At 63.4% G+C, this 21,017-nt stretch carries 17 protein-coding genes and 1 tRNA gene; 10 read left to right on the top strand and 8 right to left on the bottom strand.

Going from position 1 to position 21,017, the window contains the following annotated elements; translation table 11 throughout:
• Positions 1–50: 50 nt before the first annotated feature.
• A complete protein-coding gene (locus tag ACR9Y2_RS11175; protein WP_435041333.1) occupies positions 51–1,064 on the top strand; it encodes a hypothetical protein in 1,014 nt (337 codons plus the stop codon).
• Positions 1,065–1,109: 45 nt separating this feature from the next.
• Positions 1,110–1,886: a thiazole synthase gene (locus ACR9Y2_RS11170; RefSeq protein ID WP_435041332.1), complete on the top strand. Its 777-nt coding sequence runs from the start codon at positions 1,110–1,112 to the stop codon at positions 1,884–1,886.
• A 35-nt stretch (positions 1,887–1,921) separates the two neighbouring features.
• Here ACR9Y2_RS11170 and ACR9Y2_RS11165 read toward each other — a convergent pair whose 3' ends face one another.
• Positions 1,922–2,485 (bottom strand): outer membrane beta-barrel protein, encoded by a 564-nt coding sequence (locus tag ACR9Y2_RS11165; RefSeq protein ID WP_435041331.1) that lies wholly within the window; start codon positions 2,483–2,485, stop codon positions 1,922–1,924.
• Positions 2,486–2,558: 73 nt separating this feature from the next.
• A complete protein-coding gene (locus ACR9Y2_RS11160; protein ID WP_435041330.1) occupies positions 2,559–3,728 on the bottom strand; it encodes a Gfo/Idh/MocA family protein in 1,170 nt (389 codons plus the stop codon).
• A gap of 87 nt (positions 3,729–3,815) precedes the next feature.
• On the opposite strand from ACR9Y2_RS11160, the gene ACR9Y2_RS11155 reads away from it, so the two are divergent.
• From ACR9Y2_RS11155 to ACR9Y2_RS11145, 3 genes are all read left to right on the top strand, one after another.
• Positions 3,816–3,889 (top strand) — tRNA-Gln (locus ACR9Y2_RS11155).
• Positions 3,890–3,924: 35 nt separating this feature from the next.
• Complete coding sequence (locus ACR9Y2_RS11150) at positions 3,925–4,776, top strand: hypothetical protein (RefSeq protein ID WP_435041329.1); 852 nt, start codon at positions 3,925–3,927, stop codon at positions 4,774–4,776.
• 60 nt (positions 4,777–4,836) lie between these two features.
• Entirely contained in the window at positions 4,837–5,529 is a 693-nt protein-coding gene (locus ACR9Y2_RS11145; protein ID WP_435041328.1) for a hypothetical protein, read from the top strand.
• 17 nt (positions 5,530–5,546) lie between these two features.
• Here the strand turns inward: ACR9Y2_RS11145 and ACR9Y2_RS11140 are convergent, their stop codons facing one another.
• The 5 genes from ACR9Y2_RS11140 to ACR9Y2_RS11120 form a co-directional block, all read right to left on the bottom strand.
• Complete coding sequence (locus tag ACR9Y2_RS11140; RefSeq protein ID WP_435041327.1) at positions 5,547–6,059, bottom strand: hypothetical protein; 513 nt, start codon at positions 6,057–6,059, stop codon at positions 5,547–5,549.
• Positions 6,060–6,289: 230 nt separating this feature from the next.
• A complete protein-coding gene (locus ACR9Y2_RS11135) occupies positions 6,290–6,772 on the bottom strand; it encodes a DUF1579 domain-containing protein (protein ID WP_435041326.1) in 483 nt (160 codons plus the stop codon).
• 46 nt (positions 6,773–6,818) lie between these two features.
• A complete protein-coding gene (locus ACR9Y2_RS11130) occupies positions 6,819–7,454 on the bottom strand; it encodes a DinB family protein (protein WP_435041325.1) in 636 nt (211 codons plus the stop codon).
• Between the two features lie 223 nt (positions 7,455–7,677).
• Positions 7,678–8,181: a hypothetical protein gene (locus tag ACR9Y2_RS11125; protein ID WP_435041324.1), complete on the bottom strand. Its 504-nt coding sequence runs from the start codon at positions 8,179–8,181 to the stop codon at positions 7,678–7,680.
• Between the two features lie 43 nt (positions 8,182–8,224).
• Positions 8,225–8,836: an outer membrane beta-barrel protein gene (locus tag ACR9Y2_RS11120; protein ID WP_435041323.1), complete on the bottom strand. Its 612-nt coding sequence runs from the start codon at positions 8,834–8,836 to the stop codon at positions 8,225–8,227.
• A gap of 90 nt (positions 8,837–8,926) precedes the next feature.
• On the opposite strand from ACR9Y2_RS11120, the gene ACR9Y2_RS11115 reads away from it, so the two are divergent.
• From ACR9Y2_RS11115 to ACR9Y2_RS11095, 5 genes are all read left to right on the top strand, one after another.
• Positions 8,927–9,508 (top strand): RNA polymerase sigma factor, encoded by a 582-nt coding sequence (locus ACR9Y2_RS11115; protein ID WP_435041321.1) that lies wholly within the window; start codon positions 8,927–8,929, stop codon positions 9,506–9,508.
• Positions 9,501–11,072, top strand: a complete 1,572-nt coding sequence (locus tag ACR9Y2_RS11110) for an anti-sigma factor family protein (protein ID WP_435041320.1) — start codon at positions 9,501–9,503, stop codon at positions 11,070–11,072. Before ACR9Y2_RS11115 ends, ACR9Y2_RS11110 begins: the two co-directional genes overlap by 8 nt.
• Positions 11,059–14,139, top strand: coding sequence for a TonB-dependent receptor domain-containing protein (locus ACR9Y2_RS11105; protein ID WP_435041319.1), 3,081 nt, complete (start codon positions 11,059–11,061; stop codon positions 14,137–14,139). Before ACR9Y2_RS11110 ends, ACR9Y2_RS11105 begins: the two co-directional genes overlap by 14 nt.
• Positions 14,140–14,203: 64 nt before the next feature.
• Positions 14,204–16,786, top strand: a complete 2,583-nt coding sequence (locus tag ACR9Y2_RS11100) for a family 78 glycoside hydrolase catalytic domain (RefSeq protein WP_435041318.1) — start codon at positions 14,204–14,206, stop codon at positions 16,784–16,786.
• A gap of 239 nt (positions 16,787–17,025) precedes the next feature.
• Complete coding sequence (locus ACR9Y2_RS11095; protein ID WP_435041317.1) at positions 17,026–17,382, top strand: YciI family protein; 357 nt, start codon at positions 17,026–17,028, stop codon at positions 17,380–17,382.
• 102 nt (positions 17,383–17,484) lie between these two features.
• On the opposite strand, the gene ACR9Y2_RS11090 is transcribed toward ACR9Y2_RS11095, so the two are convergent.
• A complete protein-coding gene (locus ACR9Y2_RS11090) occupies positions 17,485–20,991 on the bottom strand; it encodes an Ig-like domain-containing protein (RefSeq protein WP_435041316.1) in 3,507 nt (1,168 codons plus the stop codon).
• Positions 20,992–21,017: the final 26 nt, after the last annotated feature.

Below are 21,017 nucleotides of genomic sequence, written 5' to 3'. Positions count from 1 at the left end.
ACCTGTACGTTTTCTGCCTGTATGATCCAGCGCAGAAGGCGGGCTGCATTTTGCCGGAAATTACCATCCCAGTTGGCGGTTTTATTGCATCGAAAGGGGCGCAGACGATTGCGCCTATCCCGTCGGCAGGCCCGAATCAACGCGGGCCGAACTGCGGATTTTATGCGCTGGCCTACGTGATGCTGTATTGGTATGAGCGGCAGCAGCATTATGGCGGTGATTTTGGACTTTCGAAGCCGCTGGAGGCGCGAACCCACAATGCCAGGGCAACGCCGTCACCGTCGGGAATATTCGCCGGGGCCAAGAAATCGCTCTCGGCCACAGTGGGCAGCTACTACTCGCTGCGTCACTACGGCAAACACAACCTGTTGACGGCATACGGCTCGGTCTTCAATGCCGAGAACCTGGTGAAGGTGGCACAGGGCAACGGAGCGCAGTATGGCGGGGAGTTCGACGGTCATGTGATCTCGACGGCGGGCGCCATGGCTTTCGTCAGGATCGTGAAGGCCCTGATTGGGATCGAGTGTCCGGTGATCGTTCCTTTCGATGTGAGCGACACCGGCGACCCGATGGCCAAAACGGGGGAGAGGGCGCACTGGGCCACCATCATCGGGACGTATGACGACGGAGCGGATGAGGCGATTCACTACCACTGGGGGAAGTTCCGCTACTGCTCGCTGTCGGACTTTGCCCAGTCGAACGCGCAGCTCAGCGGGAATATGTTTCTATCCTTCCGGAAATGCGAGGCGATCAGAGGCGATTTCGTGGTGCGCGACTTCATGACGGACGGGACGATCAAGAAGTACCAGGAGGCCGGCTTCCACGTGAAGGCACGGCCGGGCCGGGTAACCAACTACGAGTTCTGCCAGCCGAAGAGCGTGGAGGACCTGAAGTCGCTGGAGAAGCTGAAATCCTACGCACCGAAGCTGTCCGAGGCGCTGGCGTCGGACAAGCTGAAGGCGCATGGGTTTGATGCGATGAATCTGGGGAACGCGGGGCTGAAAGACCGGATTGTCGTCATCTACCCCCGGGCCGCCCGCGACTTCGTCCGGTCGATCACGTAGGCGACCTGGGCGCTGGCCAGAGTGGTCCGCGCATACAATAGAAGCATGAGCGACCAGTTTTCCATCGCGGGGCGCACGTTCCGTTCCCGCCTGATGATCGGCACGGGCAAGTACCGCAGCTTCCAGGAGATGGTCCGGTGCCACGAAGCTTCCGGCGCTGAGGTGGTGACGGTTGCAGTCCGCCGCGTGAATCTGACGGACAAGAGCAAGGAGTCGATGCTGGACTACATCGACCGCTCGAAGTACTTCATCCTGCCGAATACGGCTGCCTGCTACACCGTGGACGACGCGGTGCGGACCGCGCGACTGGGGCGGGAAGTGGGTCTCTCGAACTGGGTGAAGCTGGAAGTGATTGGCGATGAGAAGACGCTGTATCCGGATGTTTTCGGATTGGTGGAAGCGACGCGGATCCTGGCCAAGGAAGGCTTCGTGGTGTTGCCGTACACGAACGACGACCTGATCACCGCCCGGCGGTTGATTGACGCGGGCGCCGCGGCCGTGATGCCGCTGGCCGCTCCGATTGGCAGCGGGTTGGGGATCCAGAACCACGCCGCGCTGCGCATCCTGCGGGAGCAGATCACGGAAGTGCCGCTGATTGTGGACGCTGGGGTGGGTACGGCGTCGGATGCGTGTGTCGCGCTGGAGATGGGCTTTGACGGGATCCTGATGAACACGGCCGTGGCCGCCGCACAGGATGCGGAGAAGATGGCACTGGCCATGAATCGCGGGGTCGAAGCGGGCCGGTTGGCCTTCCTGGCCGGGCGCATGGAACGGAAGCTGTATGCTTCAGCCAGTTCGCCGCTCACAGGCGTGATTCGCTAAGCGGGGTATGGGGCGCCGGAGCGCCCCGGTTTGGACTAGAAGGTCACGCCTACCAGGAACTCGATCTGATTCTTCTTCGAGTTCACAGTATTGCCGCCGGCGGCGTTGACGTTGAACACATCATTGTTCCAGCGTGTATAGCGGATTTCCGGGCTGATCTTGATCAGCTTTAGATCGTAGCGGATGCCGCCGCCCATGACGAAGCCCTGCGAGGTGTTCCTGTCCAGCCTCAGGACATCGGTGAGCGCGCGGAAAGAGTAGCCCGCGTCGACATACACACGGGCGAGATTGCCCGGGAATTTGTACTTTACCAGGACCGGGAAGGACCAGGCGCTGGAGTCAAAGACACCGCCGTTGGTCAGGCTGGTGTCGGAGTAGCCGATTTTGCGGTAGAGCATATCGGCTTCAATGCCGAGGCCGGCAGGCAGGTTGAGTTCCACCATGGGCCCGAGGGTCCAGCGATGGAATTCGGGGTGGAAGGTACCAGCGGCCTTCACCGCGTCATTCAAGGGCACACCGCCCTTCACACCCCAATTCAGGAGTTGAGCGGAGAGCGGCGTCCCCGCGATTAAAAGGAGAAATGTACAGAGTTTTAGCATGAGTTTCCGCAGCCCATCTGAACCTAAGACCCTGTGACTCTCCAAACAGCTACAGACGTACAGGATCCGAAGGTCAGGAGACGGTCACCATGTCATCGGCCAACTTCGCGAGCCGGCCTTCCGACATAGCTATATTCCCGAGATGCGGCCCGGCGACTGCGCGTTGCGCGATCTCGACGGGGCAGTTCGGTTGTTTACGGCTGACGATGCAATCCAGGAAGTTCTGGATGTGGGTTTCGATGGGCACGGGGGCCTGTTCCTGGATGATGGGCTCGCGGTTGTCCTTCCACTGCTCCTTCCAGACGACGAAGCCGGCGTCGTTGAGGCGCATGGTGGCCTGGTCGCCCATAAACAGGATGGACCAGCTGTCCTCGAAGTCGTTGCAGTAGTTTAAAGTCCATGTGGTCATGAACTTACCGTGGTCGAAGATGGTGGAGAAGATTTCGGGATGCTCAGCGCCCTCGTTCTTGGCGACGTAGCCCATGGCCAAGGCGGATTTAGGCGGCGGGGCGTTGGTGAACCACTGCACCACGTCCATGAGGTGGGTACCCTGATCGGTCATATTGCCGCCGGCATAGTCGCGGAAGAGGCGCCAGTTGCGCAGGCGCATGGGTTCGATGGCGCGCTTGGGTGCGTTACCGAGGAAGCGGTCCCAATCGACCTTGCCGGTGAGGGGCGAGTTGTTGAGCGGCTTGGCCACATTCCAATGCCACTGCGCCTTGACCATGGTGATGCGGCCCAGCATGCCGTCATCGACCAACTTCTTTGCTTTCATGATCATGGGCGCACTGCGGCGCTGCATGCCGACCTGTACGACCTTGCCGCTCTTCCGGACGGCGTCCACCATAAGGGCGCTCTCCTGCAGCGACTTCGAAAGAGGCTTCTCGGTGTAGACGTCTTTTCCGGCCTTCAAACCGTCTAAGAGGTGTTGGCAATGCCAGTGATCGGGACCAGCGCACACGACAAAGTCGATGCCCTTCTGGGCCAGCAGTTCTTCGTGATGGAAGTAGGATTTGGCGCCAGGGTTGATCTGCAGCGCCTGTTGGATGTTGGGCTCGTAGATGTCGCAGACGGCGACGCATTGCGCGCCCAACTTATTGAAATTAGTACTCAAATAGCGACCTCGCCCACCAGAGGCAATCAGCCCGTAGGTGGGGCGGTCGTTGGCGCTCAATCGGGTCGTGATCAGCGGGGCGGCGAAGGCAGCGGCGCCGCGTAGAAAGGATCGTCGGTCGGAACTCATGCACAAACCTCTGGGACTACTTTATCCGAAATCGAATCTGATTGCGCCCGACCATGGGGGGCATGGTATATTGGGGTTTCGCCTCACTGGGAGGTCGTCTAATGGTAAGACTGCAGTCTCTGGATCTGCGTATCGGGGTTCGAGTCCCTGCCTCCCAGCCAACCTAAACCTCCTTTCCCGCCTGAGATTTCCCCTAATGATTGCTCACCGCCTGGTATTCTTACTGGCCCTGATTCCGTTCGGCATTCCTGCTGCCTTTGGCCAGGATAGCGGCGCGACGTTCAACCGTCCGCCGGCGGGCGTCGAAGAGTCGCTGCGGGACCGGGTGAAGCAGTTTTACGCGCTCCACATGGAGGGCAAGTTCCGCCAGGCGGAGGTATTCGTCTGCGCGGACAGCAAAGACACGTACTATGACAGCGACAAGCGCCGCTGGCAGAGCGCGGACATTCTCAAAGTCAACTTCGAGAAGGACTTCAAGTCGGCCACGGTGGTGGTGACGCTGGGGTCTGAGATGCGGACGAGGGTGGGCACGATTCCTGCCTCGTTCCCGCTGGCTACGTCCTGGAAGCTGGACGGTGACTCGTGGTGTTATCACGTGCTGCCGCCGAACAAGGCGGTGGTGGCGAGTCCGTGGGGCGCGATGCAGCAGAAGGGCGACGCGAAGGGCGTTTCCGCGGCCGAGGCGCCGGTGCGGCCGGATCCCAGCAACCTATTGAATGCGTTTAAGTTGTCGAAACGCGAGTTCCTGCTAAAGGGCTATGAAGACTCAACGGACGAGATCGAGATCTTCAATGGGATGCCGGGGCAGGTGCGGCTGGACGTACAAGCGGCCCAGATGGGTGGGCTGAAGTGGGAGCTGTCCAAGAAAGTCCTGGAGAGCGGCGAGCATGGAACGTTGAAGCTCACCTATACTCCGCCGGACAAGTCGCCGAAGTCATTCTATAACATCAACTTACTGGCGGAGCCGCTGGGCGCGGTGATCGCGCTGCGGGTGGTCTTCGACATTCCCGAAGATGTGAAGAAGCAATTGCCGTTTATCCAGAAGTAGTGATTCGCCGGATGGGCGCAGGAGTGGCCGGGGAAGTGCAAAGACTTGTGTGGTGGTGCCATGCGAGTAGACAATTCCAGCCGTTCCATTAGCCGCTTTCTGGAAGAGACGGCCTCTCTCTCCGGTGCCCGGTCCCCTGGGGCGGGCACCCAAACAACTGATTTCAGGGAAGAATTGACGGCCACGCGATCGGCTGGAGGGGAATCCGGCCGTGCGGCGCGGCATGCCTCCACGGTGAACAGGCCGATGGCGACAGTGGTTCCTGCGGAGGAATGTACCGTTCCGGCACCGGATGTTCCGAAGGCCGGTACACCGGCCGAGCCACCGATTGCGGCGGAGATGCCTGTTTTGACGGAGGCTCCTGTTGTGCCGGAGACTCCTGTCGTAGCGGAGACGCCTGTTGTTGCGGCGGCGAAGGCGGTAGCGGCCGCGGCTTCGGCCGGCCCCACTGAGTTGGATCCGAGTCCTGCCGCGCCGTGGCCGATGACGCTGGTGACTCCGGCGAATCCACCCGCACTGGCCGCCGATACGAAGTCGGCCCTGGCTCTTGCGCTGACGAACGCCGGCATTGATCCGTCGACTGTGAAGGTTTCCTATTGGGAAGAGCTGGTCTGGTTCCCGGGGGGAAATTGGATCAATCGAAGCATCACAGTGCAGACAGAGAATGGGCAGAAGATGGATTTTGACGCCGCCGCAACGCTCAGAAGTCCTTATGTCACTGCAAATTCCGTGCAGGAGATGTTGCACGTCTGAGCGTTGGCGGCGCCGGTCTATGCGGGCACGTTGAGCTTACGGGCAACGGCCTTCAACAACTCGCGGTCCTGGGGTGTGAACCCCACCGGGGCGTTGCTGTCGATGAGTGTCTTGTTCCGGACGAGCACGATGCCCCCGAAATCAAAGAACAACTCCTCGTCGGGATCCAGTTCCCGTAGTGGGATCTGGGCCGCGGGCCGTTCCGTGCCTGGTTCGTTGGCAGCCATCTGCTTGGGAAGGTTAACCGTCCCCGCTTCCTGCTTCAACATAACCACCGGTTCGAAGTAGGGCCGGCCGTCCTCATCCTGCAACGGCACACCTTTCTCGTTCACGGCCAGAACGTTTTCATAGATAACCGAGCGCTTGGTCGATTTCAGCGCCTCGGGATCGCACCAATACTGCGGCGGCCGCTGTTCGTCGAACGGCGGCGGCTCAGCACCCGTAGCCTCGGTGTACTGAGCCCGCGTCTGGTAGTAGGGGAACAAGTACAACTTGTCCAACCCGTATTTCGGCAATGGCAATGCAGCCATATAAATACCTCCTGTGCGCGATCGTCCTGGGCCGTGTACGTGTTTTTGGCGATCAATTTTGCAGGTGTATGAAAACAGTGCAGAAATAAATCCCCAACTGGCCGGACGATTTTTCGGAGGGGGTCAAAACGGGGCAAGCCTCGTTCGGCGGGCTGGGGGAGGAGGGCGATGAGTGCGGAAAAATACGGCGAGCCGCCGAGAGGGAATGGTGGTGGCTCGCCGCGCAACGACTAACGGATCCGGCGGTAGTTGGCCAGCATGAAGGCCTGCCAGTGACCGTCATCGTCCTGGAAATGGGAAGTGAGCGTCCGGTGGCCGTCGTTCACGATTTCGATCACGTCGCGGTAGCGGCCCAGCTGGGTCTGGTCTTTCATGGCCGGCCCCTGGGAATCGAGAGTCAGGACAGTGCCGGCGGTGTTCAACTCGCCGTCATAGAGCCAGAGGTGGGCCATCATGGACCCAATCCAGGTGCCGGTAAAGCGTTTGGTTCGCGGGTCGAAGCCGAGCGTCATCAGGGAGGTGGCCGGGCCGCAGCCGGGCATATCTCCTTCACCCTCGGCCAGGATCCAGAGTCCGCCCAGGGAGCGGATCACTTCGGTGCCTTTGGAGCGGTCGGGTGGTTCGCCGGGTTTCATCGACGCCTCGGCATCGAACTCCCAACTGCCGATGAGCTTGTGAAGCCAGTCGTGTTCTTTCTGTTTTTGGTTCTGCATTGTTCCTCCTGGAATCTTCCAAATCCGGGCCGCCGGCGCGATGCCGCTACTTCGCCGGAAAACCGGGATCAGCCTTTACTTCCAACATCTGCGCAGTGTGGCGTTCGCTATGGGCCGAGGAGAAGAGCAACCACTGGTAGGCGTCCAGGGGCTGGCCTATGGGCGAATCGACCACGTGGTCGCGCAGTCCTTCTGTCGACTTCAGGAATGCCAGGGTGCGAGCGCGTGTCTTCATAAACTGTTCGAGAGTCTCCTGCGGCGACCAGCGTCCGGTGGGGGTGAGGGGGCCGGGCGCCTGGGCCTTGTGGGAGCGATCGACGATCTGCTGAAGCACCAGTTGGTCAGTGGCTTTGAAGTCGCGATCGGGTTTGCCGGCGGGCGCCTGCATGATCTTCTTCGAGACCATATCGAGGAAGAACTCCTCGGAGAGCGCGATGTGTTCGAGGGTTTCAGCGACGGACCAGCGATCGGGGCCCGCCTTGTACTTCCACTGGGCCTCGGAGAGTCCTTTGGTGGCGACCATCACGCCCTGGCGGGTTCTTTCCAGTTGTGCGATGCCGGCCTGCCTGTCGGAAGCACTGAGCCCCTCCGCGGCGGGGAGGACTGTCAGCGCGGACAGTAGCATTGCCGTGCAGCCGACCGCCCGACGGACAGATGAGGTCCAATTGCGTTGAGGTTTCATGTGGTTCTCCAATTGATTGAAGTCTTCGATACGGCGGCTGCCCCTGGAGTTAGTTATGGCGGACTTCGTTGGGGTATTCATGACTCGCTCCGTTTCTGTTCCGTTATTCCGTACTCAACTGTGCGTCGATCCTTGCGGGAGGGAATCGACAGGCCATCGTGCGATGGGTTGGTTGTTTACACGTGCAACAGAAACGGAGCGAGAGCGGTGGCGGACGTTGCCGCTATTCGTAGTTACCGAAGTAAGTGACGGTGAGTTGCGCGAGGTTGGTGGGGAGGCCGCCCATGCGCTCGTACCAATGTCCGGAGGCGCTGTCGCCGAAGCGGAAGCCCGGGAATTCACGCTGGAAGACGACGTTGCCGTCGAGGTCGCGGCCTACCACTTCCACCCGGAAGACGAGGAGGGCGAACACAATCTCACCCTCTTCCACCTGACGGTCGACGTTGAGGGTCAGGAGCAGGGGCCGGTTTGTGCGGTCGGAGGAACTGCTCTCTTCGAGCAGGGTGAGGCGACTGGTGGCGGTGCCGTTGCCAAAGAAGCGGTCGCGGAAGCGAACTTCGCCACCACTGGACTGGTCCTTGGCTCCGGTTTGGCCGCCGGCTTGGGCCATGGCAAAGGTGTAGCGCTCCAGCACCGTGTTTTCGGCGGCGGAGGCGCCCTGGGGGCAAAGGATGAATGCGGCAGCCAAGGCGGCCAAGACAACGGGCATTCGTCTGTGTTTTTTCATGGATGAGTCTCCTTACTGGTCTGATTTGAAAAGCAATGGGCGGCTAGAACGACAGCCCGAACAAAAGGTTGAACTGGTTGGCGCCGGTGCGGTTGAGGCGGGTGTAGCGGAACTCAGGCGCGGCCCGGAGGCGGCCAAAGCGCCACTCGAGTCCGCCCCCGAAGGTGGGCCCGACTCGATCCTGACTGGTGCTGTAGCGATCGGTGTAGGCAATGCTGGACCCGCAGTGGCCGCCGTCTTCCGCGGTGCAGGTGACGCGGACATCCGTGCTTTCGCGCCGGTAGTTGACGCCGCCGAGCACGAAGGGGGTGACGCCCTGGGTGCGGAAGCGGTATTTGATGGCGGCGGGGAAATCCCAGGCTTTGGTGTCGCCGTGGCCGACCAGTCGAAAATAGGGCAAAGGAACCGGCGACACTAGCGAGATATTTGTGTCGTATCTTACGTTGTAACCGCTGTAAAGTGCTCCGAGTTCCAGGCTGAATCGAGCCGGCAGATGAAACTCCACGGTAGGCCCGACCGTCCAGTGTTCGGAGTTGATCTTGAGATGGTCGAAGTCGTCCGCGGGCTGTCCAAACGGGACGCCGCCTTTGACACCGAAGGTGGCGACCTGGCCCCAGGCGGCCGGCAGCAGAAGAAACACGAGTAGGAATCGCATGTCGTTTATCTGGTCGGCGGTGGCCGTGTTTTTCCTACACCGCGAATATATTCCTGTGCGCTGTAGGGAAATTCTGATTTTCCGGACCGTATGGGCGTGCAGTTCCGATTGCAGACGGTGCCCGATGAACGGAGCGCGGCTGAACCACAGGCAGAGAGCGGCCGTGTGGTTGCCGGCGTGAATCTGCACAGCCAGGTGGAGCGGATCTATGAGGAGACACGCGGCGACCTCCATCTATATCTGCTGTGTTTCCGGCTGCCGGCGAGCCAGGCGGAGGACCTGACGCAGGAGGCGTTTGTCTCGCTGTACAGGGCACTGTCGAAGGGCCAGGAGATCCAGGCGGTGCGGCCATGGCTGTTCCGGGTGGCGCGGAACCTGGCTCTGAAGGCACGGTCGCGTGATTCGGCCTTCCTGGCCATCGACGCGGACCTGGACCGGACCATTGAGGCGACCGGCAGCAGCCCGGAGGCAGCTTTGATCGAACGCCAGCGGATGTCGCGATTGAACGAGGCGGTGGGGTTGTTGTCGCCACAGCAGAAGGAGTGCCTGCACCTGCGAGCGGCGGGGCTGCGGTACCGCGAGATTGCGGAGGCCATCGGGATCAGCAGCTCCACGGTCAGCGAGTTTCTGCGGCGCGGACTTTGCAAGCTGCGGAGGTCTCTCAATGAGTAACCGGATGTCGGTGCACGTGGACGAAGATCAACTGCTGGCGTTCCTGGATGGAGAACTGGATGAGCGGGCAGCGCGGGCCGTCAAAGCGCACCTGCACGAGTGCGCGGATTGCGGAGTACGGCTGGCGGGGCTGCGCACGGCATCCGACGGGTTCGCCGAATGGGAGCGGCAGGCGGTGCGGCCGGCTGCGGTGAACTGGCCGGGGCTGGCTTCCAGGCTGGACGAGGTGGACCAGGAACACGCAAGGCAGCGGTCCAGACAGTGGGGCGCGGCGGGCCTGCTGGCGCTTGCGGCGAGTCTCGTGATGGGGGTGGTGCTGTTCCGGCAGGCAAACGGAACGGAGCCGACGGTGGACGAGGTGCTGGCGCGAGCTGAGCACAGCGGGCGACCGGCCCGGCGCAATGTGCGGGTGAGCGCGTTTGGCGGAGCCGTGATCCGGCCGGCCGTTCTTGCGGATGGGCCTGGTGCGCAGGGTGGAGACGGGCGGGTACGCGCGATGTTCGTCAACGCCCGCTACGACTGGACCGAGCCTTTGAGCGCGAAGGCGTATCTGTCGTGGCGCGGGCAACTGGCCCGGCGGCATGACGCTGTGCTGGTGAAGGGCGGGCCCGAGGCCCAGGATCGGACCTACATTGTGCGCACGGAGACGGATGCGAGTTCCCTGAGAACGGCGTCGCTCACGTTGCGGGGCGGCGACCTGCGGCCGATCGAAGGCAGCTTTGAGTTCGGCAGTTTGGGGCAGGTGCAGATCAGCGAGACCACGGAGCCGGCCACACCGCCGGTGCGTCATGCCGCTGCGCCGCAGGGCACTGCTGCGGCGGCGCGGGAGGATGGAGCTGAGGAGTTGCGCCCCGAGGATGCATTGCACGTCCTGGCGGCGTTGAATCGGGCCGAAGCTGATGTAGGGGAGCCCCTGGAGCTGGATAAGGATGCCGCGGGCAAGCGGCTGGTGATCCGTTCTACGGGGCTGAGTGAAGCAGTGCAGCGGCGTGTGGAGAGCGAACTGGCGGGCCTGTCGAACGTGGAGCTGAGGATCCAGGGGCAGAGCGGCGCACGTATGACGGGCAGTAGTCCCGAGCCGTCGACGCAGGTGTCGGACCAGCGGCCGCGCACGATTGTGGCGTTGCTGGAGGAGCGGCTGGGCGGACCACTGAAGCTGCAGTCCGTGACGGAAGAGGTGCTGGAGGCGAGCGGGGTGAGCCTGGCGCGGGCGCATGCCCTGGAGGTGTTGGCGCAATGGATTCCCGGCTCGGCGGAGGCGGGTCTTTCCGCGGAGGACCGGAGGTTGCTGCAATCGCTGCGGGCGCAGCATTATGGGGCGCTGAGGGACTCGGTGGAGCGGATGGAGGGGCTGCTGGGTCCGCTGGTCGGGGCTGGCATTGAACTGCATGACACCCGCCAGATCCGCCTGACAGCGGCGGCACGGCGGCTGAACCGTGACTTGAGCCTGCTGTTTGCGGGGTCGTACAACCAGGCGGAGGGCGAGCGGGCGATTCGCGCGTTGCGACCCGATTTGCAGGATTTGCGGAAGGCGATCGCCATGGACTCGAATGCGCGGCGCTAGACTGCTGGTGGTGTCGATGCTGCCCCTGGCGTTGGCGGCGCAGTGGCCAGGCGAGATCCAGGGCTCAGTGATGGATGCCTCGGGTTCGATTCTGCAACGGGCGCGGATCCGCGTGCAGCGCGATGAGACGGGGGCGATGCGCTTTGCGGAGACTGCGCCGGACGGCACCTTTCACGTCGCCGGCCTGGCGGACGGCCGCTACAAGGTGACAGCGTCGAAGCCGGGGTTCCATACCGTGGCGCGCCTGGATGTGGCGATTCGTGAGGGCCATGTGGAGCGCATCGACTTTGTGCTGGAGGTAGTGGGCCAGCATGAGGAGATCCGCGTGGAGAGCAACGCGGGCGAGTTGAGCGCCTCGCCTGGAGCGGGCCTGCTGATGCACCGCGGAGGCCCGGGCGCCGATCTACCGGTGAACGGCCGCGACCTGCGGAGCGCGTTCGATCTGCTGCCGGGCATTGTACAGACGGCCGCCGCGAGCAGCGACGGTGGGCAGTTCAGCGCCAACGGCCAGCGGCCGAACACGAACGTAGTGCGCGTGGATGGAGTCAGCGTGAACAATGGCATTGGCGGCAGCAGCCTGCCGGGCGCCGCCCCGGGTGGCTCGCTGCCGGCGATGACGTCGATCGGCAGCATTCAGAGCCTGGGCCAAGCCGAGGAACTGGAGGCGGTGGAACTGCGGACTCCGGACTTCCTGGCGGCTTCGGGCGAGCGGCCGGGCGCCGAGGTTGTGGTGCGGACGAGACCCGGCACGAATGCAGTTCACGGCGAGGCGTATTCACACATCCGCGACAATGGCTGGAGCGCTCGCGACTGGTTTGCGAATTCACTGGGTGTGCCCTTCCCTCGGCCGTCGTACTACGATTTCGGCGCAACGGTGGGCGGGCCGATCCGCAGGGACCGCACCTTCTTCTTCGCGTCGGCGAGCCGTCTGTCGATGACGGACACGGCGCTGCAAACGACGGTGGTGCCGTCGTGGGAGGCGCGCACGAAGGCTCCGGAGCGGATGCAGGCGGCGCTGTGGGCGTTCCCGTTGCCGATGAAGCCGGAGTTTGGCGCAGGCCTGGCGATGAGTACGCTCGAGTTGGAGCGGCGTTCCACAGTGGCCGCGCAGAGCCTGCGGGTGGACCACGCGCTGGGATCGTCGGCGATGCTGTTTGCACGATTCAGCAATACGCCCTCGTCTTCGGAGGCCCGGCAACTCAGCACGAGTTCAGGCCAGTATGGCTGGCGCAGCATCACGCTGGGCGCTACTGTGGCCGGAGCCAGCGGCCTGATCCACGACGCCCGGTTCAACTTCTCGCGCTCAATGTTCAGCTCGAACTGGGGTGCGGATGTATCGCTGGGCGCTCCAGTGGACCTGGGCGTTCTGATGCCAGCGGAGATCCGATCGCAGTTAGGCCTGCCTGTTGACAGTGGAGCTTCGATGCTGGGGTTTGCGATTGGGGGCGTGGGGCAGTTGGTGTCGGGACGCGGCGCGACGGCTTCGCAGACACAGTGGCAGGTGGTGGATTCGGTCTCCAGGACGATGCGCGGGCACCAGTTCTCGGCGGGCGCCGACTACATCCGGCTGTCGCCTTCACGCGACCGGGCGATCGATGCGATTGCGATGTCGAGCGCGAGCGTGGACTCGCTGTTGAACGGGCAACCGCTGGCCGTCACCGTGACCAAACTGCCGCGCGGCAGCCGGGCGATGCACACACTGGCGCTGTTCGCGCAGGATACGGCGCGGCTAGGCGAGCGGTGGAGCCTGGTGTATGGGGTCCGGTGGCTGGGCACTCCGCCGCTCAATTCGGCGTCGAACAGCGTGATCTCGGGGTTGTGGAACGGGGACCCCAACGGGGGGCTCACCAACTTCAGAAGCGGATGGCTGGACCAATGGATCTGGCGGCCCAGTTTTACACAGTTCGCACCACGCGTGGGCCTGGCGTGGCGGGCTCCGGGTGAGGTGGTGGTGCGGGCAGGCGCGGGCGTCTACTACGATGCGGGGCTGGGCTCGGCGATCAATCCGTTCAACGGCGCGCCGTTCAATAGCTGGCAGTTTGGGAGCGTAGGGACGCAGACCACCTCCCTGGCGAAGGTGCGTGGAGTGACGCTGGAGGACGGGCCGCTGCAAGTCGAGCCGCTGCGCCCGCTCAGGCTGCCGCGCACCACGCAGTGGAAGGCCTCGCTGGAGAAGCAGGTGGCCGGCGGCACGGTGTCGGCTGCCTATGTCGGATCAGCGGGCAGCAATCTGCTGCACCGGGAGGCGGGGGTCGCTCCGGACACAGGGCTGTTCTGGTACATCCTCGCCAAAACGGAGGGGCGATCGAGCTACCATTCGCTGCAGACGCGGTATAGCGGACGGATCGCGCCGGGCCTGTTCTGCCTGGCCGCATACACCTGGTCGCATTCGATCGACGATGGCTCGCAGGATTCAGCGGTGCTGCTGGCGCGGCCCGATGCGCTGGGGGCGGACGAGCGCGGATCATCGAGCTTCGATGTGCGGCACGCGCTTTCGTTCGGGTTGACCTATGAAGTGTCGAGGCGGGCGATGCCGGAAGCGCTACGGCGGCCGTTTGGTGGGTGGCGGCTGAACACGGTGATGCGCGCGCATTCCGGATTCCCCATCGATATCGCGACGCTGGACGGGGGCGTGGGCGTATCGCCCGGCAATCTGGGGCGGCCGGACCTGGTGACAGGGGCTCCGATCTGGTTGGAGGACGGATCGACCGCGGGCGGCCGGAGACTGAATCCCGGCGCGTTCGCGATGCCCTCGCAGTCGCAGCAAGGCTCGCTGGGGCGCAATGCAATCACGGGGCGCGGCGTGCTGCAGGTGGATGCGTCGGCGCGGCGTGAGTTCCGGTTCTCCGGGCAGTGGTCTCTCGACCTGGCGGTGTCGATCTTCAATGTGGCCAACCGGCCGGCGTTCGCGGATCCGGTACGGTATCTGGCCAGCCCCTTGTTTGGCCGATCGACATCGATGCAGAACCTGATGTTCGGCGGAGGCACTCCGAATTCGGGATTGACTCCGTTGTTCCAGGCGGGTGGTCCGCGTTCGGCGGAACTGGAGCTACGGCTGAGATTCTGAGGACCCTGCGCGCTGGAATATACTACGGCTTGGCAGCCGCTGCCCTGGGCGCGGCTGATCGGTCATGCTGTCCCGACGTAGTTTTCTGGCGGCCGGCGCTACCCTGCCCGCTGCCTCCACCTTTGCTGCTGATGCTGTTGGCGCTGTCGCGCTGCGTTGCGATTATTTGAAGGATCCGCTGGGCCTCGACGTCACGGCGCCGCGTTTCTCGTGGCAACTGACGGCGGGCATGCAGAGCGCTTATCAGATTGTCGTGGAGAGCGGTGGTGCGACGGTCTGGGATTCAGGGAAGGTCACTGCGGCACAATCGGTGCATGTGCCCTACGCGGGGGCGGAACTGCGGTCGCGGCAGCGCTGCTCATGGCAAGTTCGGGTCTGGAACGAGGCGGGCGTCGCGTCCGTGTGGAGCGAAGCGGCGTGGTTCGAGATGGCATTGCTACGGGCATCGGACTGGCGGGCGAAGTGGGTGGGGGCGGCGGAGGCGGAAAGCGAGTCGGGCGTCAATACGGAGCCCAGCCCGTGGTTCCGGCGTGAGTTCCAACTGGCCTCGGTCCCGAAGACTGCGCGCGCCTATGTCTGCGGATTGGGCTTTTTCGAGCTCTATCTGAACGGGCGGAAGGTGAGCGAGGACGTACTCGCACCGGCGCAGACAGACTATGACCGGCGCCGCATCCGGCGTGTGCTGTACCCCTTTGACGACCGCACGGCCAAGCGCGTGAACTACCTGACCTACGACGTCACGGCCTACTTGCGGGCTGGCGCGAACGCGGCCGGTGTCGTGCTGGGCGATGGCTGGTACAACCAGCGCGACCGTGTGGAAGAGGGCTGGCTGTGGTACGGCTCGCCGCGGATGATTGCGCAGCTCGAGGGTGACGACGGAGCTCCGCTGGTGGCGAGCGATGAGAGTTGGCGCGTGACGACGGCGGGTCCGATTCTGCACAGCGGGCTCTTCACGGGCGAACAGTATGACGCGCGGCTGGAGATGCCGGGCTGGAACGCTGCCGGGTTCGACGATTCGGCGTGGGCCCCAGCGGCGGTGGTGCGGGCGCCTACGGGCGTGCTGTGCGCACAGGTCGCGCCGCCGGATCGCGTAATGGAGGTGATTCAGGGCCAGGCGGTTCAGGCTGCCCCGGGCGTACTCACGTTGGATGCCGGACGGAATCTCGCCGGCTGGGCCAAGCTCAGCACCAGCGGACCACGCGGGCGCAAGGTGACGCTGCGCTTCCGGGAGGATAGCGGCCGCGACTATGGGCAACGCGATACCTACGTGCTGAAGGGCGCGGGCGTGGAGACCTGGGAGCCGCGGTTCACGTGGCATGGGTTCCGGTATGTGGATGTGACAGGCGCGGCGGAAGCGCCGCAGCTGGAAGTACGGTCGGTGCATTCGGCGGTGGAAGCAGCGGGCCGCTTCGAGTGTTCAAATCCGCTGTTCAACAAAATCCACGAAACGTTTGTGAAGACGCAACTGGCGAACATGCACGGTGGCGTGACCAGCGACTGCCCGCATCGCGAACGCCTGGGGTACACGGGCGACGGCCAGGTGGCGGCGCAGGCGGCGATCTACGCATTGGACATGGCGCGGTTCTACACGAAATGGACCGACGACATTGCCGACTCGCGCAATCACCAGACAGGCTTTGTGCCGCACACGGCTCCGTTCGAGGGCGGCGGCGGCGGTCCGCCCTGGGGCTCGGCCATGGTTTTGATGCCTTGGTACCTGTATCTCTACTACGGCGACCGCATGGTGCTGGCCCGTCACTATGAAGCGATGCGGGCATGGGTACGGTATCTGGAAAGCCGCATGGATGCGCAGGGCATCGTGGTGAAGGAGGAGCCCGGGGGGTGGTTTCTGGGCGACTGGTGTCCACCGCAGAAGATCGCGATTCCGCCCGAGTTCGTCTCAACGTGCTACTACGCCCATTGCGCGGATCTCCTGGGTCGGGCGGCGATGGTATTGGGCCGACAGGAAGAGGCGGCCACATTGGCCGGGCTTGTCCAGCGGACCAGCGGTGCGCTGCAGGCGCGGTATTACGACGCGGGCAAGCGGCAGTATGTCGACGGGCGGCAAGGGGCGAACTTCTTCCCCCTGGCGTTCGGCCTGGTGCCCAGGGAGGTGGAAGGCGCGGTCTTCGCGCGCGCCGTGGAGATTGTGGAGCGCGACAATCGGGAGCACTTCGACACGGGTTTCGTGGGGACTCCGCTGGTTTTGGATGTGCTGACTGCGTGGGGCCGCGCGGACCTGGCGTACCGGCTGATGAACCAGCGCGATCTGCCGGGGTTCGGCCACATGCTGGCCTCCGGCGCCACGACGTTATGGGAGAACTGGGACGGCGGCGGTTCGCGCATGCACCCGATGTTCGGCGGAGCGTGCCGCTGGTTCTGGCAGGGTCTGGCCGGCATCACTCCCGATGAGCGGAGACCAGGCTTTGAACGAGTACTCATCCAGCCCAGGCCGGTGGAGGACCTGCAGTGGGTAAAGGCGGATTATCGAACATTACGAGGTACGATCGCTGTGAATTGGACCCGGGCCTCAGGGCGATTCCGGATGTCACTGACGGTTCCGGCCAATACGGAAGCACTGGTCACCCTGCCTGGAGGGACCGAGCAGCAGCGAGTGGGGCCGGGCGTGCATCAGCTGGGCGATTGATGCGGCCGCGGTGGTACTGGGCAGGAGCTCGAAGGCAGGGCGCTGCTCGTCACGGCGGTGAGGCGGTCCCGGATCGAGGATCCGCATTCCCCGGCAATTTGCGCTGGGACTAGTCGCGAAAATTCCCGCGAACATGATGTCGATCGGGACCACCTGTTGTTCGACGCAGTAGTAGAGACACCACTAGCGGGGCGGGAGAGGTAGCGGCCGGCCTCCAAATTCAGAAAGGGAATGGAACAATGCGATTTCTGTGTTTATACCGACCCGGCAAACCGGAGGGCACTCCGCCCACACACGAGGAAATGATGCGCATGGGACAGTTCGTCCAGGAGTCGTTTCAAAGCGGCGTGCTGCTGGCGACGGAGGGATGCCTGCCGAGCATCGCCGGAGCGCGCCTGAGGATGACAGCGGGCAGGTTCGCCGTCACCGATGGCCCCTTCGCCGAAGCGAAGGAAATCGTGGGCGGCTTCGCGCTGATCCGGGCGGAGTCCAAGGAGCAGGCGATCGAATTCACGAAGCGTTTCATGGAGATCGCGGGCGACGGAGAGACAGAGATCCGGCAGGTGTTTGAGGCCGGAGACGGGCCGTGCGCGTAGTCCTGAGACGCCTGAAGAATACCGGTGAGCGGAAGTGTAGCAACAGAAAGGGGCCTGCCGCGGTTGGCGGCAGGCCCCTTTCTGTTGTTGATTTGGTGGCGATTACTGAACGAACAGAATCGAACCGTTGGCATAGGCCGGCTGCCCGGGCACGGCTTCCATGACGAATCCGAGCGGGTGGTCGCCAGGCGTTATTCCGACCGGGACCACAAACACGATTTCGTAGACACCGACCAGATTCTCAGCCATCTGGGCCGAGACCACCTGGATGCCGGCATTGTCGAGACCAACCGCGATATTCGCCAGCACTTTCTGCTCGGGGGTGCCGACCTGGTTGGTGATAGCCGTCGGAGAGGTCTGACCCAAACCGATGGCGTACATACGCAGGGTTTCACCCGGGCGTGCCGGCGTGTTCAGGGTAACGGCCTGGCCGTCGGAACGGATGACCACCGCCGCACGGCGTGTGCCGCTGACATCTTCCAGGACGCCCGGAGAGACCAGGCTGACCGGAATGGCCAGAACGTTTGTGCTGCCGCCGGAGACGTTGACCACGGCATTCACTGTGGTGCCGGTGATCTCAAACGGAGCCTGAACGAGGACGGATTCGACGCCGTTCTCGTTGGCTACGCGCAGGATTGGAGCGAAGCCGGAGCCGCCGTTCCACTGGAATTCCACCGTTACGCCGGACAGCGTCAGAGGCAGTTTACCGGCGAGGATGTTGGCGTTCACCTGGCCGCTGACGCCTGGAGCCAGGCCGGCGCCGGTGAGCTGAACCAGCAAGCCGGGCGAAACTCCAGCGACGCCGCTGGCGAAGTTGGTGAAGCTGGTGGCCGTGACGCTGGGGCCCGGCAGGCGGGACTGCAGCGAGTAGGTCAGCGAGGGCAGGTTGGCCACCGCGGCGGTGACGGTGATGCCACCGGGCACGGATCCTGCAGTCACAGTGACGGAAGCGCGTCCATCGGCGCCGGTCACCGAGGTGGTGGCGCTGAGGGTGACGGATCCGGTGGTGCTCCAGGTGACAGTCGCACCCTGCACACCGGCGCCTTGGGCGTCGGTCACTTTAACGATCAGTGGCTGCGCGAAGGCGGTATTGATCGGGGTCACGGCCTGGCCGTCGCCCGAAACCTTGGCAAACCCGGTGGCGGAGGTTTCGACGGTGACGTCGAAGTTGGTCTCCTTGGCGCCGGCCTTGAGGCGGACCTTGTATTTACCAGGCGTCGGCCCGAGGATGACTCGGGTGGACACCAGGCCATTGGTGTCGGCCGCGGAGATGGTATTAATCAGCGTCATGCTGTTCGCGGTGACAAGCTCCCACGTGACAGCTGTGCCGGCCAGGACGTTGCCGGAGGGATCCACGATGCGGGCGGTGAGAGCCAGAGGCAGGGTGACGCCGGGCTTCCCGGTCTGATTGTTGCCCTGGACGATCACAGGCGCCACCGGGTCGCCCGGAGTGACGTTAATGGTGTAGCCGGTGAAGTCACGCTGCTCGCCCACATTGATGAGGAGGCTGGTGCTGCCGGTCTTGCCCTCAGCAATGAGGTTGCAGTCCACTTCGCCATTGGCGGCGGTGAGCACCGTGCCGTTGAGGGCGGTCTGGCCGTCGCAGTGGACGACCGGCCCCTGTGCGGGATCAGTGAAGGGGGTGGAGACGCGCAGCCCAACGTTAGGGATGGCGATGCCGGTGGCTGTGGCGACGATTGCGTGGACCGCAGCATCCAGCTTGGTGCCCAGTTTCACCGTAATGGAACGGTTGTCCTGAGTCGGCTTCGTAATGAAGATGGTCGGCTGGAAGAACTGACCGGCTGGGAAGGCGCTGACGGAGAACGTCGTGCTTCCAATGCCGACGCAGGTGGCGGTTGCCGAGTACGACTGGTAGGAAGCGTTCTGGAAATCGCCGTTGGTGAAGAACGTGATTTGGGCGATGCCGTTTGCATCGGTGACGGTGGTGGGCAGGTTGGAGAACTGAATGCCCGTCGTCGCGCTCCAGGTGACTTCCTTGCCGGCGAGGGGCGCGCCCGTGGCATCCACTACCTTCACCACCAGCGGCAGCACCGCGACGGAGAAGAGATTCTGGACGAGCTGACCATCGCCGGAAACTTTGACCACTTTGGCAACATTGCCGGGATCCGTGGTACCGCCGCCGCCGCCCGTACCGCCGCCCGTGCCGCCGGCAACCGTGCTGGTCAAGGTGGCGCTTTGGGCGCCGACCAGGGCCCTGACAACGAAATCACCGTTTACGGCCGGACTGGTGGCCAGCACCCAGGCATAACCGTCCACGTTGGTACTGGTGGCGGCGCCGGTGAGGGTGGCGGTCTCAGAGGTGAAGCTGACAGTTGCGCCGTAGACCGGGCGGCCGTTGCTATCAACAGCTCGAACGGAGTACGGAATGGTAACGGCAGGTGCAACGGTCTGACCGCCGCCATAGGTGAACAGTGTCTGGGGCACTGCTGCCGTGTTCGGTGCGGCCACGAAAGCGGCGGTCCCGCCACCGACATCGGCCGTCCCTAGCGCTGTATTCTGTACCAGGTCAAAGCGGGAGAGTTTGCCACCGGAGGTGTAGTACAGATTCCTGGTGGTGGGGAACTCATCGGTCCTCGTGACACTGGTGACCCCGTTGACGACACCTACCCCGCTCAGCGCAAGTTCATTCGCGGTGAGAGTCGGATAGCCGATGCCGAACATCTTCTGGTCCAGGGCCGAGTAGGCGATAGCAGTAGTCGCGTTGACGGGGAAAATATCGTCAATCCTTACTGCGGTGTTCGACGACGTGCTGATTAGGATTTTCGAGACTTCCGTGCCGGCTGCGGTAGTGGCGCCTTTTACCTGCAGGTCGATGCAGATCAGGGAAGAGCCGTTGAGCAGTTCATTGGCCGCGATGGCGTAACGGCCATCGGCGGAGAAGTGCAGCCGTCCGGGATTGCTGACGACCTCAGACCGGGCATGCTCCGCGAAGGGCGGCCGGCCATCGAACTCGATCATCCGATACTGGCCGGTAATATAGACCTGGCCAAGCGGGCTGATGGAGGCGTGCAGGGCGCCGATCACTTGAGCAAGCTGCGTCTGGTTCACGATCTGATTCGTGGAAAGGTCGACGACGGTGAGAAGCGCGGTGGGGGAACCGGAGGAGACGATATACGCGTAGCGGGAATCCGGTGTGACCACCACTTCCCTGGGGATGCCGTTGATCGATATCTTGCCGCCGGTCTGGATGTTTCCGTTGATGGCGTCGATGATGTAAAGCGATCCGGGGCTGCTGCCCGCCAGCACAAGCAGGCGCAACCCATCCGGAGTCACGGCTCCAAAAGTGGCGGGTTGCCCATCGAGGCTGAGACTGGCGACCGGCCCATTGGGCAGGGTCGCAAAACTGACGGCCGCGACGTTGTTGGTGGCGAGGACAATCGCCTTGTCGCCCGGGACATTCGTCAGAACCTGGAATGACCCGGCTGGAACGGTGACAGTTCCGGCAGGTTGAATTTGCTCATTGTAGATGAGCATTTGGGCACTGGAGGTACCCGTGGGCGGAAGTACGTAGACGTATCTGGCATCTGCGGCAGCGGCCAGCATGAACAGGCCTAGGGCTACCGGACTCAGAATCCTGCGAAGATTCATGATCACCTCGAAGAAGGAATGTGGGC

The sequence above is a fragment of the Paludibaculum fermentans genome, assembly GCF_051172195.1.
Taxonomy (GTDB): domain Bacteria; phylum Acidobacteriota; class Terriglobia; order Bryobacterales; family Bryobacteraceae; genus Paludibaculum; species Paludibaculum fermentans_A.
Note: the sequence above shows the minus strand (reverse complement) of the source record. Positions and strands in the feature narration are given on the sequence as shown.

Coding starts and splice junctions, on each gene's coding strand:
- ACR9Y2_RS11170 (WP_435041332.1), top strand. CDS start 1,110: ATGAGCGACCAGTTTTCCATCGCGGGGCGCACGTTCCGTTCCCGCCTG.
- ACR9Y2_RS11165 (WP_435041331.1), bottom strand. CDS start 2,485: ATGCTAAAACTCTGTACATTTCTCCTTTTAATCGCGGGGACGCCGCTC.
- ACR9Y2_RS11160 (WP_435041330.1), bottom strand. CDS start 3,728: ATGAGTTCCGACCGACGATCCTTTCTACGCGGCGCCGCTGCCTTCGCC.
- ACR9Y2_RS11150 (WP_435041329.1), top strand. CDS start 3,925: ATGATTGCTCACCGCCTGGTATTCTTACTGGCCCTGATTCCGTTCGGC.
- ACR9Y2_RS11145 (WP_435041328.1), top strand. CDS start 4,837: ATGCGAGTAGACAATTCCAGCCGTTCCATTAGCCGCTTTCTGGAAGAG.
- ACR9Y2_RS11140 (WP_435041327.1), bottom strand. CDS start 6,059: ATGGCTGCATTGCCATTGCCGAAATACGGGTTGGACAAGTTGTACTTG.
- ACR9Y2_RS11135 (WP_435041326.1), bottom strand. CDS start 6,772: ATGCAGAACCAAAAACAGAAAGAACACGACTGGCTTCACAAGCTCATC.
- ACR9Y2_RS11130 (WP_435041325.1), bottom strand. CDS start 7,454: ATGAAACCTCAACGCAATTGGACCTCATCTGTCCGTCGGGCGGTCGGC.
- ACR9Y2_RS11125 (WP_435041324.1), bottom strand. CDS start 8,181: ATGAAAAAACACAGACGAATGCCCGTTGTCTTGGCCGCCTTGGCTGCC.
- ACR9Y2_RS11120 (WP_435041323.1), bottom strand. CDS start 8,836: ATGCGATTCCTACTCGTGTTTCTTCTGCTGCCGGCCGCCTGGGGCCAG.
- ACR9Y2_RS11115 (WP_435041321.1), top strand. CDS start 8,927: ATGGGCGTGCAGTTCCGATTGCAGACGGTGCCCGATGAACGGAGCGCG.
- ACR9Y2_RS11110 (WP_435041320.1), top strand. CDS start 9,501: ATGAGTAACCGGATGTCGGTGCACGTGGACGAAGATCAACTGCTGGCG.
- ACR9Y2_RS11105 (WP_435041319.1), top strand. CDS start 11,059: ATGCGCGGCGCTAGACTGCTGGTGGTGTCGATGCTGCCCCTGGCGTTG.
- ACR9Y2_RS11100 (WP_435041318.1), top strand. CDS start 14,204: ATGCTGTCCCGACGTAGTTTTCTGGCGGCCGGCGCTACCCTGCCCGCT.
- ACR9Y2_RS11095 (WP_435041317.1), top strand. CDS start 17,026: ATGCGATTTCTGTGTTTATACCGACCCGGCAAACCGGAGGGCACTCCG.
- ACR9Y2_RS11090 (WP_435041316.1), bottom strand. CDS start 20,991: ATGAATCTTCGCAGGATTCTGAGTCCGGTAGCCCTAGGCCTGTTCATG.